Below are 17,264 nucleotides of genomic sequence, written 5' to 3' on the forward strand. Positions count from 1 at the left end.
GCCAGGCATGATCAGTCAATTTTTCGTATCCCGGCCCAAGTTCGCCTTCGTCATCTCCATCGTGCTGACCCTGGCGGGGCTGTTGTCGATCCCGGCGTTGCCGGTGGCGGAGTTCCCGGACGTGTCGCCGCCGCAGATCGCGGTCACCACCAGCTACCCCGGCGCCAGCGCCGAGGTGGTCAAGGACACCATCGGTCAGGTGATCGAGAGTGAGGTCAACGGGGTGGAGGACATGATCTACATGGAGTCCAAGTCCTCCAACGACGGCTCCTACTCCCTGACCGTCACCTTCGAGGTGGGCATCGACGCCGACATGGCCCAGGTGAACGTGCAGAACCGGGTGCAGCAATCCCTGCCCCGGCTGCCCGCCGAGGTGACCCAGCAGGGGGTCAAGGTGAAGAAGAAAAGCCCCAACTTCCTGATGGTGGCCAACCTCTACTCCCCCAACGGCACTTTCGACGCCCTCTACCTGACCAACTACGCCGGTCTCAACATCAAGGACACCCTGGCCCGGGTCAGCGGCGTGTCCGAGGTGCAGATCATCGGTGGCATGGACTACGCCATGCGAATCTGGCTCAACCCGGACCGGATGGCGGCGCTGGCGGTGACCAGCAACGACGTCATCTCGGCCCTGCGGGAGCAGAACATCCAGGTGGCGGCGGGCCGCATCGGCGCCGCGCCGGTGGATCCGGACCAGCAGTTCCAGTACAGCCTGCAGGCCCAGGGCCGACTCTCCCGGCCCGAGGAGTTTGCCGCCATCGTGATCCGCTCCAACCCGGATGGCTCCAAGGTGATCGTCGATGACGTGGCCCGGGTGGAGCTGGGCAGCCAGTTCTACGACGCCCAGGGTAAGCTGGACAACAACCCCAGCGCCATCATCGCCATCTACCAGAGCCCCGACGCCAACGCCCTGGAGGTGGCCAAGGGGATCCGCAACGAGATGGCCCGCCTGGCGGAGGGCTTCTCCGACGACCTGACCTACGACATCCTCTACGACACCACCGAGTTTGTGGAAGTGTCTATCCAGGAGGTGGTGGAGACCCTGTTCATCTCCGTCGGCCTGGTGGTGCTGGTGGTCTACCTCTTCCTGCAGGACGTGCGCTCCACCTTGGTGCCCGCCATCGCCATTCCGGTCTCCCTGATCGGCACCTTCGTCTTCCTGTTGATGTTCGGCATGACCATCAACACCGTCTCGCTGTTCGCCCTGATCCTGGCCATCGGCATCGTGGTGGATGACGCCATCGTGGTGGTGGAGAACGTCACCCGCCTGATGGAAGAGAAGGGGATGGACCCGCGCACCGCCACCATCGAGGCGATGAAAGAGGTGACCGGCCCCATCGTCGCCACCTCCCTGGTGCTGCTGGCGGTGTTCGCGCCCACGGCGGTGATGCCGGGGATCACCGGCCAGATGTACGCCCAGTTCTCGGTCACCATCTGTGTCTCGGTGCTGATCTCCTCCATCAACGCCCTGACCCTGTCACCGGCGCTGTGTGCCTCGCTGCTCAAGCCGCCCAAACAGCACGACACCGGGTTCCACGCCGCCTTCAACCGCCACTTTGACCGCCTCACCGGCCGCTACAGCGCGCTGGTGGCGGGGCTCATTCGCAAATCCGCCCTGGTGATGCTGGCCTTTGTGCTGGCCATCGGCGCCACCGGATTGCTGGGCAGCACCCTGCCCAGCGGCTTTGTGCCGGCGGAGGACAAGAAGAGCTTTATGGTGGACTTGCAGCTGCCGGACGGCGCCTCGCTGAACCGCACCGAAGAGGTGATGAAGGACCTGGTGGAGCTGACCTTGCAGCAGCCGGGGGTCTCCAACGTCATTCACGCTTCGGGCTTCTCGGTGCTCACCGGCTCGGTGGCCTCCAACGGGGGCCTGCTGATTGTGGTGCTGGACACCTGGGAGGAGCGGACCGATCCCATGCTCTCCGACAAGGTGATCCTGCAGACCCTGCAGGGGCAGTACGCCGCCGATCCCCGGGTCAACGCCATGGCCTTTGCCCTACCGCCGTTGCCCGGGGTGGGCAACGTGGGGGGCTTCGAGTTCGTGCTGCAGGACACCATGGGTCGCAGCGCGGCGGAGCTGGCCTCGGTAATGAGGGGGCTTATCATCGAGGCCAACCAGGAGCCGGCCATCGCCATGGCGTTCTCCAACTTCCGCGCCGACGTGCCGCAGATGTACGTGGACGTCGATCGGGAGAAGGCCAAGGTGCTGGGGATCCCCCTGACCGAGGTATTCTCCACCTTGCAGACCATGCTCGGTGGCGCCTACGTCAACGACTTCAACCGCTTCGGCAAGACCTTCCGGGTGATGGCCCAGGCGGAGATGGACTACCGCAACTCGGAGCGGGACATCAGCAAGTTCTACGTGCGCACCGCCGCCGGAGACATGGTGCCCCTGTCCACCCTGGTGACCATCACCCCCATCTTAGGCCCGGAGGTGGTCTCCCAGTACAACCTCTACGGCTCGGTGACCATCAACGGGATCCCGGCCCCGGGCTTCAGCTCCGGTGAGGCGATCGCCGCCATGCAACGGGTGGCTGAGAGCTCGCTGCCCGCCGGCTACCAGTACGAGTGGACGGGGCAGACCTACCAGGAGATCAAGGCCGGCAACCTGGCCCCCTTCATCTTCTCCCTGGCGCTGGTGTTCACCTACCTCTTTTTGGTGGCCCAGTACGAGAGCTGGACCATCCCCCTGGCGGTGATGCTGTCGGTGCCGGTGGCGGTGCTCGGGGCCTTCCTCAACGTGATGCTGGCCCAGGCGGACATCAACCTCTATACGCAGATCGGCCTGGTGCTGTTGATCGGCATGGCATCGAAGAACGCCATTCTGATCGTGGAGTTTGCCAAGCAGCAGCGGGAGGCGGGCCACAGCATCGTGGACGCTGGCCAGGAAGCGGCGCGGATGCGCTTCAGGGCGGTGCTGATGACCGCCTTCTCCTTCATTCTCGGGGTGCTGCCCCTGGTGCTGGCCAGCGGGGCCGGTGCCGAGAGCCGCAACTCCCTGGGCTACGCGGTGTTCGGTGGCATGATCGCCGCCGGGATCGTCGGCACCCTGCTGGTGCCGGTGTTCTACGTGGTGCTGCAGCGGATGCGGGAGCGGGTGAAGGGCCAGCCCGCCTAGACCCTGTGAGGTCGTCCCAACCAAGCCCGCCCTTCGGCGGGCTTTTTCTTGCCTGCGACGGCGAGCTTGCTCAGCCCTCATCCCCGGCCCCGAGCCAGTGGATTGGTCAGACCCTCTATCCCCGCAAAGGCCGGCCTGGCGGGCCCTGTAGCGCCACCCCTCGAACCCATTTGATGTTTTTCATTTCCATCTGCGGTGGCCATCTCGGCAAGCCCGAGCTGGACGCTTTTTGACCACAGTTGACGTAAAGGTCAAATTCAAACGACCGTTTAATGGCGAAAAGGCGTACAGGCCCGCTGCGACGCCCGCTCTGGCGGGCTTGTCAGGCTGACGTGCAGGGCAGGGGCAAACGGCCGGTGGGGCGCGGGAATATCCCGTGCAATCGAAGCGACGCGGGAATATGTCAATCTTCGCTTACGCGCATTAATTAAATTACGTAATTAAGTTTCATTTGGCCGATCCGGTTCTAAATATTATCAACGGCAGTAAAACGGCCGTTTAAAGTTAATGCTCAAATCACGACCTGCCACAAAGAGCCATTAAAAACAGTGAATTAAATTGTTTTTGTGAAATTATTGTTATTTCCGGCTTGATTTTTCATGCACCATAAAGCAGCTTAAATTTCATATTGAGGCACCGGGATGGTGCAACGGGAAAGAAAGTTGGTGACATTTTTCCGTAGTTCTAAACTTTCAGATGAAAACCCATAAAAAACCCATACATGGAGGAGCGATATGAGCCAGGCGGTTATCGAGTCCAAAGACAGCGTCATCAAGCGCGGCCAATTCGTGGCGGGGGAGGCTGACGTCCTGACCCCGGAGGCTCTGGGTTTTCTCACGGAACTGGCGGAACGTTTCGCCGAGCCGCGCCAAGCGCTGCTGGCGGAGCGGGCGGTGCGCCAGGCGCGCATCGATGCCGGCACCCTGCCGGACTTCCTCCCCGAAACCCAGGCCATCCGCGACGGCGACTGGACCATCCTGGGGATCCCCGCGGATCTGGAGGATCGCCGGGTGGAGATCACCGGGCCGGTGGATCGCAAGATGGTGATCAACGCCCTGAACGCCGACGTCAAAGTCTTTATGGCGGATTTCGAAGACTCCCTGGCCCCCAGCTGGGAGAAGGTGATCCAGGGCCAGCAGAACCTCAAGGACGCGGTGGCCGGCACCATCGACTTCACCCACCCCACCACCGGCAAGGCCTACGCCCTCAAGCCCAACCCGGCGGTGCTGATCGCCCGGGTGCGGGGCCTGCACCTGGATGAGGCGCACCTGAGCTTCCGCGGTGAGGCGGTACCCGGGGCCCTGGTGGACTTTGCGCTCTACTTCTACCACAACTACCGCGCCCTTCTGGCCAAGGGCTCCGGCCCCTATTTCTACATTCCCAAGCTGCAGAGCCACCTGGAGGCGCGCTGGTGGGCCCAGGTGTTCGCCTACACCGAGGAGCGCTTCTGCCTGACCCCTGGCACCATCAAGGCCACCTGCCTGATCGAGACCCTGCCGGCGGTGTTCGAGATGGACGAGATCCTCTACGAGCTGCGCAACAACATCGTCGGCCTCAACTGCGGCCGCTGGGATTACATCTTCAGCTACATCAAGACCCTCAAGAACTACCCCGACCGGGTGCTGCCGGATCGCCAGGTGGTGACCATGGACAAGCCCTTCCTGTCCGCCTACTCCCGCTTGCTGATCAAGACCTGTCACAAGCGCGGTGCCCTGGCGATGGGGGGCATGGCCGCCTTTATCCCAGCCAAGGATCCCGAACGTCAGGCCCAGGTGCTGGCCAAGGTGGAGCAGGACAAGGAGCTGGAGGCCCGCAACGGCCACGACGGCACCTGGATCGCCCACCCTGGCCTTGCGGACACCGCCATGGGGGTGATGAACGAGTACATCGGCGAGCGGCCCAACCAGCTGCATATCAGCCGCGATGTGGACGCCCCCATCACCGCCGAGGAGCTGCTGGCTCCCTGTGAGGGTCAGGCCACCGAGGCGGGCATGCGCGCCAACATCCGCATCGCCGTGCAGTACATCGAAGCCTGGATCTCCGGCAACGGCTGTGTGCCCATCTACGGCCTGATGGAGGACGCCGCCACTGCCGAGATCTCCCGGGCGTCCATCTGGCAGTGGATCAAACACGGCACCCACCTGGACAACGGCCAGCTGGTTACCGCCGAGCTGTTCCGCACCCTGCTGACCGAGGAGTTGGCCACGGTGCGCGAAGAGCTAGGCCCGGCGCGTTTCGACGGCGGCCGCTTCGACGAGGCCGCGGCGATCTTCGAGCGCCTGACCTGCGCCGACACCCTGATGGATTTTCTCACCCTGCCCGGGTACCAGATCCTGACCCAACCCACCCTCGCTCAAGGATAAGCACGTAAAAGGAGTCCCGAACCATGGCCACTTATCAAAACGACATCGATACCGCCAACAGCTTGATTGAAACCCAGGGGCAAACGTGGGGGGTGAGCGCCGAGAACGTGGCGCGAATGAAGGCCCAGAACCGCTTCAAGACCGGCCTGGACGTCGCCCGCTACACCGCCAAGATCATGCGCGATGACATGGCCGGCTACGACGCCGATCCCAGTCAGTACACCCAGTCCCTGGGCTGCTGGCACGGCTTTATCGGCCAGCAGAAGCTGATCGCCATCAAGAAGCACCTGACCAGCACCAAGGGGCGCTACCTCTACCTGTCCGGCTGGATGGTGGCGGCCCTGCGCAGTGAGTTCGGCCCGCTGCCGGACCAGTCCATGCACGAGAAAACTTCGGTGGCATCGCTGATCGAGGAGCTCTACACCTTCCTGCGCCAGGCCGATGCCCGCGAGCTGGGGGGCTACTTCCGTGCCCTGGACGCCGCCCGTGAGGCCGGCGACTCGGCCAAGGAAGCCGAGTTCCAGGCCAAGATCGACAACTTCCAGACCCACGTGGTGCCCATCATTGCCGACATCGACGCCGGCTTTGGTAACGAGGAGGCCACCTACCTGCTGGCCAAGAAGATGATCGAGGCGGGGGCCTGCTGCATCCAGATTGAGAACCAGGTGTCTGATGAGAAGCAGTGCGGCCACCAGGACGGCAAGGTGACCGTCCCTCACGCCGACTTCCTGGCCAAGATCCGCGCCGTGCGGTACGCCTTCTTGGAGCTGGGGGTGGACGACGGCGTCATCGTCGCCCGTACCGATTCCCTGGGGGCCGGCCTGACCAAGCAGATCGCCGTGACCAGTGAGCCCGGTGATCTGGGGGACCAGTACAACAGCTTCCTGGATGGCGAGTACGTCAACAGCGCCGACGACATCGCCAACGGGGACGTGGTGGTCAAGGCCAACGGCAAACTGCTCAAGCCGGCCCGTCTGGCCAGTGGCCTTTTCCAGTTCAAGAAGGGTTCCGGTGAGGACCGGGTGGTGCTCGACTGCATCACCTCACTGCAGCACGGCGCCGATCTGCTGTGGATCGAGACTGAGAAGCCCCACGTTGGCCAGATCGCCAGCATGGTTAACCGCATCCGCGAGGTGGTCCCCAGCGCCAAGCTGGTCTACAACAACAGCCCGTCGTTCAACTGGACCCTGAACTTCCGTCAGCAGGTGTTCGACGCCTGGGAGGCCGCCGGCCGGGATCTCTCCGCCTACGACCGCACCAACCTGATGAGCGTCCAGTACGACGACACCGAGCTGGCGGTGGAGGCGGACGCCAAGATCCGCTCCTTCCAGGCCGACGCGGCCCGGGAGGCGGGGATCTTCCACCACCTGATCACCCTGCCCACCTACCACACCGCGGCCCTGTCCACCGACAACCTGGCCAAGGGCTACTTCGGTGACCAGGGGATGCTGGCCTACGTGTCCGGGGTTCAGCGTCAGGAGATCCGCCAGGGGATCGCCTGCGTTAAACACCAGAACATGGCCGGTTCCGACATGGGCGATGACCACAAGGAGTACTTCTCCGGTGACGCCGCCCTCAAGGCCGCGGGCAAGGACAACACCATGAACCAGTTCTGACCCTTCCCCTTTGAGTTTCCCACGTTGCTTGTGCTTTGGGAGGACTTCGGTCCTCCCCTTTTTTTGCCCTTTTTACGGGCTTGATTGCACTTATCAATCCTGACTTTGTTTATCCGTTGCCAAGGTTGTGCCCAGATGGCCATCAGTGGGTTTAATGTTGGCCTGATGTTGACCATAAGTTGCTCTGTGAAAGAGAGTTTTTCGAAAGCTCCGGCCTTACCATAGTTAGATACAGTTTCCGCATTGAAACCATGATTTTTACTGTCTTTGTTGAGGTAGAGTTCAGCCCCATCTCTCTAGAGTGTGCCCCGAAACTGCTCAATGGGTGAGCCAGGGCTTTCGATAGGACTCCCAGTATGAATTTTGCTAACAAGCGGTGTCTGGCACTGCTGTTCCCCCTTGGTCTGGTTGGTTGCGGTCAGGGCGCGGCCCCCAGTGCCATGCCGCCGCCGGCGGTGGTGGTGACCACCGCCACCGAACAGGCCTACCAGCCGGTGCGCCGCTTCTCCGGCCGCATCGAGGCGATCGAGGACATCAACATCAGTGCCCAGGTCTCCGGTTACCTGACCCAGCGCCTGGTGGAGGATGGCCAGGTGGTGGAGGCCGGGGCACCGCTGTTTGAGATCGACCCCCGTCCCTACCGCGCCGCCCTGTCCGCCGCCCAGGCCAGCCTGGCGGAAGCCAAGGCCTCCCGGGACATCGCCCAGGTCAACCTCAAGCGCAACCAGGAGCTGCTGGGCCGGGGCAGCGTGAGCGAGTCCGACATCGATAACCTGAGCGCCAGCCTGGCCATGGCCGAAGCCCGCGTGCTGCAGGCCCAGGCGGCCCTGGAGAAAGCAGAGCTGGATCTGGACCACACCGTGGTTACCGCCCCCATTGCCGGTCAGGTGGGCGCCGCTCAGGCGGCGGTGGGGGATCTGGTGAGCCCGCAAAGCGGCCCCCTCATCACCCTGGTGCAGCGGGATCCGGTGCGCACCAGCTTCCGCATCTCCGAGCGCGAGCGCCTGGCCATGGTGGTCAACGGTCTGATGGCCAACGACCAGGTGGAGATCACCCTGGACCTGGGTCAGGGCCAGATCTACGGCCATGACGGGGCCCTGAGCTTCTTCGACAACCGGATCGACCTGGCCACCGGCACCCTGGCGCTGCACGCCGATTTCGCCAACCCGGAGCAGGTGCTGCTGCCGGGCCAGTTCGTCCAGGTCCAGGTGCGCCCCCACCAGGCCCTCAACGGCGTGGTGATCCCCAACGCCGCGGTGCAGCGTGACCAGCAGGGCAGTTTCGTGATGGTGGTGGACGGCGAAAGCACCGTCACCCGGCGCAACGTGGAGCTGGGCACCCGCCTGGACCAGGAGATCGTGATCCTCGATGGCCTGAACTCCGGTGAGCGGGTGGTGGTCTCCGGTCTGCACCGGGTGCGCTCCGGCGGCCAGGTCTCCGTGGTGGGTGACGACGCATGATCTCCAAGTTTTTCATCCACCGTCCCAAGTTCGCCATCGTCATCGCCCTGGTGATGGTGCTGGTGGGGCTCATCGCCATGCGGACCATGCCGGTGAACGAGTTCCCTCGCATCACCCCGCCGGTGGTGCAGGTCTCCGCCATGTACCCCGGCTCCAACGCCGAGGTGGTGGAGCAGACCCTGGCCCAGCCCATCGAAGAGGCGGTCAATGGCGTGGAGAACATGATCTACATGCGCTCCCGCTCCGCCAACGATGGCGGCTACTTCCTCGAGGTGACCTTCGACATCGGCACGGATCCGGACATGGCCACCGTCTTGGTGCAGAACCGGGTGAACGAGGCCACACCCCGACTGCCCGCCGACGTACGGGAGCGGGGGATCAAGGTGGCCAAGAAGTCGCCGGATCTGCTGATGGCGATGACGGTCTACTCCCCCAACGAGACCCACGACGACATCTTCCTCACCAACTACGTCGCCCTGAACCTGGAGGAGCAGCTTAAGCGGATCCCCGGGATCTCCGACGTCTCCCTGCTCGGTGGGGCGCGCTACTCCATCCGGGTCTGGCTGGATCCGGAGCGCCTGGCCCGTTACGGCCTGACCACCACCGACGTCTACGGCGCCCTGGCGGAGCAGAACGTGGTGATGCCCGCCGGTCGCATCGGGGGAGCACCGGATCTGGACCAGCCCGCCATGACCATCCCCCTGGTGACCCAGGGCCGGCTGCAGACCGTCGAGGAGTTTGAGCACGTCATCGTACGGGCGGACTCCGACGGCAGCACCCTGTACCTCAAGGACGTGGCCAGTGTGGACCTGGGCAAAGAGATGTACGACTTCGAGGCCACCCGCAACGGCCAGTTGGCGGCGATGCTGAGCCTCTCATTGCAGCCGGACGCCAACGCCCTGGAGACCGGTCAGCAGGTCAAGGCCTTCCTCGCCGCCGCGGCAGAGCAGTTCCCGGAGGACATGGCCTACGACATCGTTTACGACACCACGCTGTTCGTCGAGGAGTCCATCGCCTCGGTGCTGGAGACCCTGATCCAGGCGGTGCTGCTGGTGGTGGCGGTGACCTACCTCTTCCTCGGCTCCATGCGGGCCACGGCGGTGCCCCTGGTGGCGATCCCGGTCTCGTTGATCGGCACCTTCGCCTTCATGTTGACCATGGGCTTCACCATCAACACCGTGACCCTGTTTGGCCTGATCCTGGCCATCGGCATCGTGGTGGACGACGCCATCCTGGTGATCGAGAACGTGGAGCGCAACATGCGGGAGAACCCGCAGCTGAGCGGCGTCGAGGCCACCATCATCGCCATGAAGGAGGTGACCGGCCCCATCATCACCTCCACATTGGTGTTGCTGGCGGTGTTCATCCCCGTTTCCCTGCTGCCGGGGATCACCGGTGAGATGTACGCCCAGTTCGCGGTCACCATCGTGATCTCGGTGATCCTCTCCAGCATCAACGCCTTGACCCTGTCGCCGGCACTGTGTTCCCTGCTGCTCAAGCCGGGGGCCGAAGGGCCGCGCTGGTACCGGGCCTTCAACCGCGGCTTCGACCGCCTGACCGAGCGCTACGGCCGGGTGGCCGCCACCCTGGTGCGCAAGTCCGGTTTGCTGCTGGGCCTGTTCGCCGCCGCCATCGCGCTGCTGACCGTCATCACCCCCTCCATCCCCACCGGCTTTGTGCCGGAGGAGGACAAGGGGATGATGCTGGTGAACGTCCAGCTGCCGGACGGCGCCTCCCTGCGCCGCACCATGGAGGTGGCGGATGATCTGGAAGCGGTGCTGATGAGCTACCCGGAAGTGGACGCCGTGGGCGCCGCCCGGGGCTTCGGTCTGCTCTCCTTCTCGTTGCAGTCCAACACCGCCACCTTCTTCGTCCGCCTGCACGACTGGGCCGACCGGGAAGCGGGCCTCAGTGAGGTGACCCACCGACTCAATGTCTGGGCCGCCACCCAGTACCACGACGCCCAGGTGATGGCCTTCGGCATGCCGGCCATCCCCGGCATCGGCGCGGCCAACGGCTTCGAGTTTATGCTGGAGGACACCCGAGGGCGTCCCCGGGAGGAGCTGGCGGCGGTGATGGACGATTTCATCCGTGCCGCCAACCAGCAGCCGGAACTGACCCGGGTGTTCAGTTTCTTCCGTGCCAACGTGCCCCACTACTACGTGGATGTGGACTACCTGAAGGCCCGTCAGCTGGGGATCCCCATCACCGAGATCTTCTCCACGCTGCAGACCAACCTGGGGGCGATGCGGGTCAACGACGTGACCCTCTACGGCAAGTCCTACCGGGTCAACATGCAGGCCCAGGCGGAGTTTCGACGTGACACCACGGATCTGGGCCGCTTCCACGTGCGCAGCGCCGGCGGTGACATGATCCCGCTCTCCACCCTGGTGAGCCTCTCGCCCACCCTGGCTCCGGACGTGGCCTGGCGTTACAACCTCTACAACGCCGCCACCATCAGCGGCCAGGCGGCCCCGGGCTACGCCTCCGGTGAAGCCCTGGCGGCGATGGAGCGGCTGGCGGATCAGATGTTGCCGGACGGCTACGCCTTCGAGTGGACCGGCATGGCCTTCCAGGAGAAGGCGGCGGGGGATCTGGCGATCTACGCCTTTGCCCTGGCGCTGCTGTTCATCTACCTGTTTATGGTGGCGCAGTACGAGTCCTGGACCATGCCCACCGCCATCATCCTGGTGGTGCCCATGGCGGTACTGGGGGCCTTGATGGCGCTCAAGGCGGTGGGTCTGCCGCTGAACCTCTATGCCCAGATGGGTCTGGTGCTCCTGATCGCCCTGGCGGCCAAGAACGCCATCCTTATCGTGGAGTTCGCCCGTCTCAAACGGGAGGAGGAGGGGCGGCCCATCGAGGCGGCCGCGGTGGAAGCGGGCAAGCTGCGTTTCCGCGCGGTGAACATGACCTCCTGGTCCTTTATCTGCGGCATGATCCCCATGGTGCTGGCCTCCGGCGCCGGCGAGCTCTCCCAGTGGTCCCTGGGCTGGACCCTGCTGGGCGGCCTGATGTGCGTGCTGGTGGTGGGCACCTGCTTCATCCCCGGCTTCTTCGCCCTGTTCCAGCGTCTGCGGGAGCGGACCAAGGGCGAGGCGAACCTCAAGCCCAACCCCGCCGTGGAGTAACCCCGCGGCCCAGAAAGCCCCGCCTCAGGCGGGGCTTTTTTTGTGCCTGAGGAAGGCCTCGGCCTGGTCCAGCAGGTCCGGCATCAGGCTGTCGAAGGCGTCGGCGATGGGGGCTTCCAGGCGCCAGATCTCCGGGATCGCCGCCCGCAACCGCTCCGGCCGGGAGAGGCGCCGGGCGATGTTGTACAGGGCGCCGTCGATGTTGGCCGCGTCGCGGTACTGCACCAGCCAGTCGGTGCGGGTCATGGCCGCCAGTACCGGGCGAAACCGCTCCGGCAGGTGCTCGGTGCGGGCCATCTCGGCGTAGCAGTGTTGGCTGAAGCGGGGCAGGGGCCAGGGGTGGAAGCGAGACCACTGGCGGGCCAGCTGATGGTCGAAGGCCAGGTCCAGCAGGATCCCCGCCATCCGCCGATGGGCCGGATCGAACGCCGCCTTGAGGGCCAGTACCCGCGGGTCCTGATCCACCCGGACGTCGATAAAGCGGTGCAGGGCCATGCCGGTGTGCAGCGGCTCCGGCCAGCCGCCCAGGGGGCCGCGCACGAAGTCCGCCCCCACGGCGCCGGCCAGGCTGGTTTGGGTGTGATCGGCGATCAGCAGGTGGGCGAGGAAGTTCAAATTACGCTTGCTCTGAATTTGTGTCGTATTTACATTATGTTAACGCCATTGGATGGCGACACCTTGAGGTTTGGGCAGGCCTCGTCACCCCCTTCGGACGGGAAAGGAGTTCCCATGGCGTTCAAATGGTTGCAGGACCACATACAGAAAACCTTCCGGCGACGACAACGGATCGAGCTGGACATCCCCTTCGAGACCCACGAAGCCCCGGACACCATGAAGGAGCTGCTCAGCCAGCACCGGGACCAGGACGATCCGCTGGATAGTAAGCGCGAAGAGGACAACTGAGGCCCCTCGGCCTTGATCCCGGCCCGCCCTCTTTTTAGACTAGCGCCCCCGCCTGATGCGGGACACCCCCACGCCGTCGACAAGGGCCGAAACCATGCAGGTATCCGATTTCCATTTTGAACTGCCGGACGAGCTGATCGCCCGCTACCCCACCCAAGATCGCACCGCCTCCCGGCTGCTGCACCTGGATGGGCCCAGCGGCGCCCTCACCGACGGTCAGTTCCCCGATCTGATGGATCTCATCCGCCCCGGGGATCTCATGGTGTTCAACAACACCCGGGTGATCCCGGCCCGGCTGTTTGGCCAGAAGGCCTCCGGGGGCAAAATCGAGGTGCTGGTGGAGCGGGTGCTGGACAACCACCGGGTGCTCGCCCACGTGCGCGCCTCCAAGGCCCCCAAGCCCGGCAATGAGCTGCAGTTCGACGACGGCGTCACCGCCACCATGACCGCCCGCCACGATGCCCTGTTCGAGCTGGCCTTCCATGGTGAGGAGACGGTGCTGACCCTGCTGGACCGCATCGGCCACATGCCCCTGCCGCCCTACATCGACCGCCCGGATGAGCACAGCGACCGCGAGCGCTACCAGACCGTCTACAACCAGCGTCCCGGCGCCGTGGCGGCCCCCACCGCCGGCCTGCACTTCGATGAGAGCATGCTGGCGGCCCTCAAGGCCAAGGGGGTGGAGATGGCCTACGTGACCCTGCACGTGGGCGCCGGCACCTTCCAGCCGGTGCGGGTGGATAAGGTGGAGGATCACCACATGCACTCGGAGTTTGCCGAGGTGGGCGCCGAGGTGGTGGAGGCGATCGAGCGCACCCGGGCCCGGGGCGGGCGGGTGATCGCCGTGGGCACCACCTCGGTGCGTTCCCTGGAGTCCGCTGCCCAGGCAGCCCACGAGCGGGGAGCGCCGCTGGCCCCCTACGCCCAGGACACCGACATCTTTATCTACCCCGGGCGCCGTTTTCTGCTGGTGGACGCCATGATCACCAACTTCCACCTGCCGGAGTCCACCCTGATCATGCTGGTCAGCGCCTTCGCCGGTCAGGACAACGTGATGAACGCTTACCGTCACGCGGTGGCCCAGCGTTACCGCTTTTTCAGCTACGGCGATGCCATGTTCGTGACCCGTCGGGACGAAAAATAGGCCGCCAGGCGGACGTAAATCACGAAAAACCCAAAATTCGCCCCCGAGCGCTTGAAGCCGGCTCGGGGGATCCCCATTTTATCCCTGTTGCGCCGCCCTTGCGGCCTACACTACACACCATCTCCGGACTGTTTCTCTGGTAAGAGGTATTCATGAAATTTGATCTGCTCACCACCGACGGCCGCGCGCGCCGTGGGCGGCTGACTTTCGAACGCGGCACGGTGGAGACCCCCGCCTTTATGCCCGTCGGCACCTACGGCACCGTCAAGGGGATGACCCCGGAAGAGGTGGAAGCCACCGGCGCCGAGATCTGCCTGGGCAACACCTTCCATCTGTGGCTGCGCCCGGGCAACGAGATCATGCAGAAGCACGGCGATCTGCACGACTTTATGAACTGGCACAAGCCGATCCTGACCGACTCCGGCGGCTTCCAGGTGTTCAGCCTGGGTGACATCCGCAAGATCACCGAAGCGGGCGTGCACTTCCGCCACCCCATCAACGGCGATAAGATCTTCCTCGACCCGGAAGGCTCCATGGAGATCCAGTACTACCTGGGCTCCGACATCGTGATGATCTTCGACGAGTGCACCCCCTATCCGGCCACCGAAGAGGAGGCCGCCACCTCCATGCGCATGTCCCTGCGCTGGGCCCAGCGCTCCCGTGACGCCTTCGACAAGCTGGGCAACAAGAATTCGCTGTTCGGCATCATCCAGGGGGGCGTGTACGAGTACCTGCGTGACGAGTCCCTGGACGGCCTGATGAAGATCGGTTTCGACGGCTACGCCATCGGCGGTCTGGCGGTGGGGGAGCCCAAGGAGGACATGCACCGCATCCTGGAGCACATCTGTCCCAAGATCCCCGAAGAGAAGCCCCGCTACCTGATGGGCGTGGGCAAGCCGGAGGACCTGGTGGAGGGGGTGCGTCGCGGCGTCGACATGTTCGATTGCGTGATGCCCACCCGCAACGCCCGCAACGGCCATCTGTTCACCACCGAAGGGGTGGTGAAGATCAAAAACGCCAAGCACCGGGACGACACCTCGCCCCTGGACAGCGAGTGCGACTGCTACACCTGCAAGCATTACAGCCGCGCTTATCTGCATCACCTGGAGCGCTGCAACGAGATCCTCGGCGCCCGCCTCAACACCATCCACAACCTGCGCTACTACCAGCGGGTGATGGAGGGTTTGCGGGGGGCCATTGAGCAGGGTACCCTAGACGACTTTGTGGCGGATTTCTATGCCAGGCAAGGCCGGGAAGTACCCCCGTTAAACGACTGAAATCAATATAACTAACGAGAGAGTTGACGCTTATGTTTATCGCTAACGCCTACGCCAACACCGGTGCCCCCCAGGGTGGCGGCATGGAGATGATCATCATGCTGGCGGTGTTCGGCCTGATCTTCTACTTCATGATCCTGCGCCCCCAGAACAAGCGGGTGAAAGAGCACAAGAGCCTGGTGGAGTCCCTGGCCAAGGGCGACGAGGTCCTGACCAACGGTGGTCTGGTGGGTAAGATCGTTAAGGTCACCGCCGACGACGACTACCTGGTGCTGGCCCTGGGCGAGAACACCGAAGTCACCATCAAGAAAGACTTTATCACCGCGGTTCTGCCCAAAGGCTCCGTAAAGTCTCTGTAAGTCTTACGACGCATTTAGCCAGTTTTTGTTAAGGGGCAACGGCGTGTTGAACAAATACCCGATGTGGAAAAACCTGCTGGTGATCTTCGTGATCGCCATCGGGGCGCTCTACGCGGCACCCAACCTCTACGGGGAGGACCCGGCGCTGCAGATCTCGCCGACGCGAAACGTCGAGCTCAGCAGTTCCGTTCTGGATCGGATCCAGACCGCCCTGGGTGAAGAGGGGTTGGACGCCAAGAGCGTGGTAATGGAAGAGGGTCAGATCCTGGCGCGGTTCAGCAACGCCGAAGATCAGATCGAAGCCAAGGAAGTGGTAGCACAGGAGCTGGGTAGCGACTACATCGTCGCCCTCAATCTGGCGCCCGCCACCCCGGAGTGGCTCAAGACCATCGGCGGTAACCCGATGAAGCTGGGCCTGGACTTGCGCGGTGGGGTCAACTTCCTGATGGAAGTGGACATGAACGAGGCGATCCGCAAGCAGCAGGAGCAGATCGTCACCGATTTCCGCGCCGACCTGCGTGAGCAGCGTCTGCGCTACTCCGGTGTGCGTGTGGCCGGCGACGGCGTCGAGGTGCGCTTCCGCGACGCCGCGGTGGCCAACGAAGCCTACGCCTACCTGCGCGGCCGCAACGCCAACCTGGTGTTCAGTCAGCCCGACGACCTGGTGCTGCTGGCGACGCTCTCTGAGCCCTACCTCAAAGAGATCAAAGAGTACGCCCTCAACCAGAACATCAACATCCTGCGTAACCGGGTGAATGAGCTGGGTGTGGCGGAGCCGGTGGTACAGCGCCAGGGTGCCGAGCGGATCACCGTGGAGCTGCCGGGGGTGCAGGACACCGCCCGCGCCAAGGAGATCCTGGGCGCCACCGCGACCCTGGAGTTCCGCATGGTCTCCCGGGAAGCGGACCTGAACGCCGCCCTGCGGGGCATCGTGCCCCCGGGCACCCGTCTGTATGAAGACCGCGACGGCCGTCCCGTGGTGCTGGACCAGCAGGTGATCCTCACCGGCGACCACATCACCGGCGCCCAGTCCGGTTTCAGCGAGACCAGCCAGCCCCAGGTGAACATCAACCTGGACGCGGCCGGCGGCAACAAGATGGCGGACTTTACCCGGGATAAGATCGGCTCCGGCATGGCCACCGTCTTTATCGAGTACAAGCCCACCGGCGAGCGCAACGAAGACGGCAGCCCCAAGTTCGACAAGATCGAAGAGGTGATCAACGTGGCGACCATCCAGGCGCGCCTGGGTCGCAACTTCCGCATCACCGGCATCGGCTCGCCCGCCGAGGCGCACAACCTGGCGCTGCTGCTGCGGGCCGGGGCGCTGATCGCGCCGATCACCATCGTCCAGGAGCGCACCATCGGTCCCTCTCTGGGCCAGGAGAACATCGACAACGGCATGGCCGCCCTGCTGTGGGGCATGGCCGCCGTGGTGATCTTCATGGCGATCTACTACCGCAAGTTCGGCCTTATCGCCGTGGGGGCCCTGATGGCCAACCTGGTGATGATCGTCGGCGTGATGTCGATGATCCCCGGGGCCACACTGACCCTGCCGGGCATCGCCGGTATCGTTTTGACGGTGGGGATGGCGGTGGATGGTAACGTGCTGATCTTTGAGCGGATCCGTGAGGAGCTCAAGGCCGGCCGCACCGTCCAGCAGGCGATCCACGAAGGTTACGGCAACGCCCTGTCCACCATTGCGGACGCCAACATCACCACCCTGATCACCGCGCTGATCCTGTTCGCCGTGGGCACCGGGCCGGTGAAGGGCTTCGCCGTGACCCTGATGATCGGCATCGCCACCTCCATGTTCACCTCCATTGTCGGCTCCCGGGCCGTGGTGAACGCCCTGTGGGGCGGCAAGCGCCTCAAGAAGCTGGACATCTAAAG

General features: G+C 64.1%; 11 protein-coding genes. 10 read left to right on the top strand and 1 reads right to left on the bottom strand.

The genetic code is table 11. The annotated features are described in order from the left end of the window. Positions 1 to 7: 7 nt before the first annotated feature. From KUV81_RS11820 to KUV81_RS11840, 5 genes are all read left to right on the top strand, one after another. Positions 8 to 3,121, top strand: coding sequence for an efflux RND transporter permease subunit (locus tag KUV81_RS11820; RefSeq protein WP_222544053.1), 3,114 nt, complete (start codon positions 8 to 10; stop codon positions 3,119 to 3,121). A 734-nt stretch (positions 3,122 to 3,855) separates the two neighbouring features. Further along, on the top strand, positions 3,856 to 5,484 hold the full coding sequence (gene aceB, locus KUV81_RS11825) for a malate synthase A (protein ID WP_222544054.1): 1,629 nt from the start codon (positions 3,856 to 3,858) through the stop codon (positions 5,482 to 5,484). 23 nt (positions 5,485 to 5,507) lie between these two features. Beyond that, entirely contained in the window at positions 5,508 to 7,100 is a 1,593-nt protein-coding gene (locus KUV81_RS11830) for an isocitrate lyase (protein WP_222544055.1), read from the top strand. Between the two features lie 356 nt (positions 7,101 to 7,456). Continuing rightward, positions 7,457 to 8,560, top strand: a complete 1,104-nt coding sequence (locus tag KUV81_RS11835) for an efflux RND transporter periplasmic adaptor subunit (protein ID WP_222544056.1) — start codon at positions 7,457 to 7,459, stop codon at positions 8,558 to 8,560. Continuing rightward, positions 8,557 to 11,691: an efflux RND transporter permease subunit gene (locus KUV81_RS11840; RefSeq protein ID WP_222544057.1), complete on the top strand. Its 3,135-nt coding sequence runs from the start codon at positions 8,557 to 8,559 to the stop codon at positions 11,689 to 11,691. The genes KUV81_RS11835 and KUV81_RS11840 overlap by 4 nt, the downstream gene beginning before the upstream one ends. A gap of 24 nt (positions 11,692 to 11,715) precedes the next feature. Here KUV81_RS11840 and KUV81_RS11845 read toward each other — a convergent pair whose 3' ends face one another. Further along, positions 11,716 to 12,306, bottom strand: a complete 591-nt coding sequence (locus tag KUV81_RS11845) for an ACP phosphodiesterase (RefSeq protein WP_222544058.1) — start codon at positions 12,304 to 12,306, stop codon at positions 11,716 to 11,718. Between the two features lie 114 nt (positions 12,307 to 12,420). Between KUV81_RS11845 and KUV81_RS11850 the strand changes: the two genes are divergently transcribed. The 5 genes from KUV81_RS11850 to secD all read left to right on the top strand — a co-directional run bounded on the left by KUV81_RS11850 (position 12,421) and on the right by secD (position 17,262). Further along, a complete protein-coding gene (locus KUV81_RS11850; protein ID WP_222544059.1) occupies positions 12,421 to 12,594 on the top strand; it encodes a hypothetical protein in 174 nt (57 codons plus the stop codon). Positions 12,595 to 12,688: 94 nt separating this feature from the next. Continuing rightward, positions 12,689 to 13,738 (top strand): tRNA preQ1(34) S-adenosylmethionine ribosyltransferase-isomerase QueA, encoded by a 1,050-nt coding sequence (gene queA / locus KUV81_RS11855; RefSeq protein WP_222544060.1) that lies wholly within the window; start codon positions 12,689 to 12,691, stop codon positions 13,736 to 13,738. 152 nt (positions 13,739 to 13,890) lie between these two features. Beyond that, positions 13,891 to 15,015, top strand: a complete 1,125-nt coding sequence (gene tgt, locus KUV81_RS11860) for a tRNA guanosine(34) transglycosylase Tgt (RefSeq protein ID WP_222544061.1) — start codon at positions 13,891 to 13,893, stop codon at positions 15,013 to 15,015. 32 nt (positions 15,016 to 15,047) lie between these two features. Further along, a complete protein-coding gene (yajC, locus tag KUV81_RS11865) occupies positions 15,048 to 15,374 on the top strand; it encodes a preprotein translocase subunit YajC (RefSeq protein WP_409995567.1) in 327 nt (108 codons plus the stop codon). A 43-nt stretch (positions 15,375 to 15,417) separates the two neighbouring features. After that, positions 15,418 to 17,262 (top strand): protein translocase subunit SecD, encoded by a 1,845-nt coding sequence (secD, locus tag KUV81_RS11870; RefSeq protein ID WP_222544063.1) that lies wholly within the window; start codon positions 15,418 to 15,420, stop codon positions 17,260 to 17,262. Positions 17,263 to 17,264: the final 2 nt, after the last annotated feature.

The organism is Ferrimonas balearica (genome assembly GCF_019802085.1).
GTDB classification, from domain to species: domain Bacteria; phylum Pseudomonadota; class Gammaproteobacteria; order Enterobacterales; family Shewanellaceae; genus Ferrimonas; species Ferrimonas balearica_B.

What these genes read in the sequence shown, in the direction of transcription:
- KUV81_RS11820 (WP_222544053.1), top strand. Translation starts at nt 8, where the DNA reads ATGATCAGTCAATTTTTCGTATCCCGGCCCAAGTTCGCCTTCGTCATC.
- aceB (WP_222544054.1), top strand. Translation starts at nt 3,856, where the DNA reads ATGAGCCAGGCGGTTATCGAGTCCAAAGACAGCGTCATCAAGCGCGGC.
- KUV81_RS11830 (WP_222544055.1), top strand. Translation starts at nt 5,508, where the DNA reads ATGGCCACTTATCAAAACGACATCGATACCGCCAACAGCTTGATTGAA.
- KUV81_RS11835 (WP_222544056.1), top strand. Translation starts at nt 7,457, where the DNA reads ATGAATTTTGCTAACAAGCGGTGTCTGGCACTGCTGTTCCCCCTTGGT.
- KUV81_RS11840 (WP_222544057.1), top strand. Translation starts at nt 8,557, where the DNA reads ATGATCTCCAAGTTTTTCATCCACCGTCCCAAGTTCGCCATCGTCATC.
- KUV81_RS11850 (WP_222544059.1), top strand. Translation starts at nt 12,421, where the DNA reads ATGGCGTTCAAATGGTTGCAGGACCACATACAGAAAACCTTCCGGCGA.
- queA (WP_222544060.1), top strand. Translation starts at nt 12,689, where the DNA reads ATGCAGGTATCCGATTTCCATTTTGAACTGCCGGACGAGCTGATCGCC.
- tgt (WP_222544061.1), top strand. Translation starts at nt 13,891, where the DNA reads ATGAAATTTGATCTGCTCACCACCGACGGCCGCGCGCGCCGTGGGCGG.
- yajC (WP_409995567.1), top strand. Translation starts at nt 15,048, where the DNA reads ATGTTTATCGCTAACGCCTACGCCAACACCGGTGCCCCCCAGGGTGGC.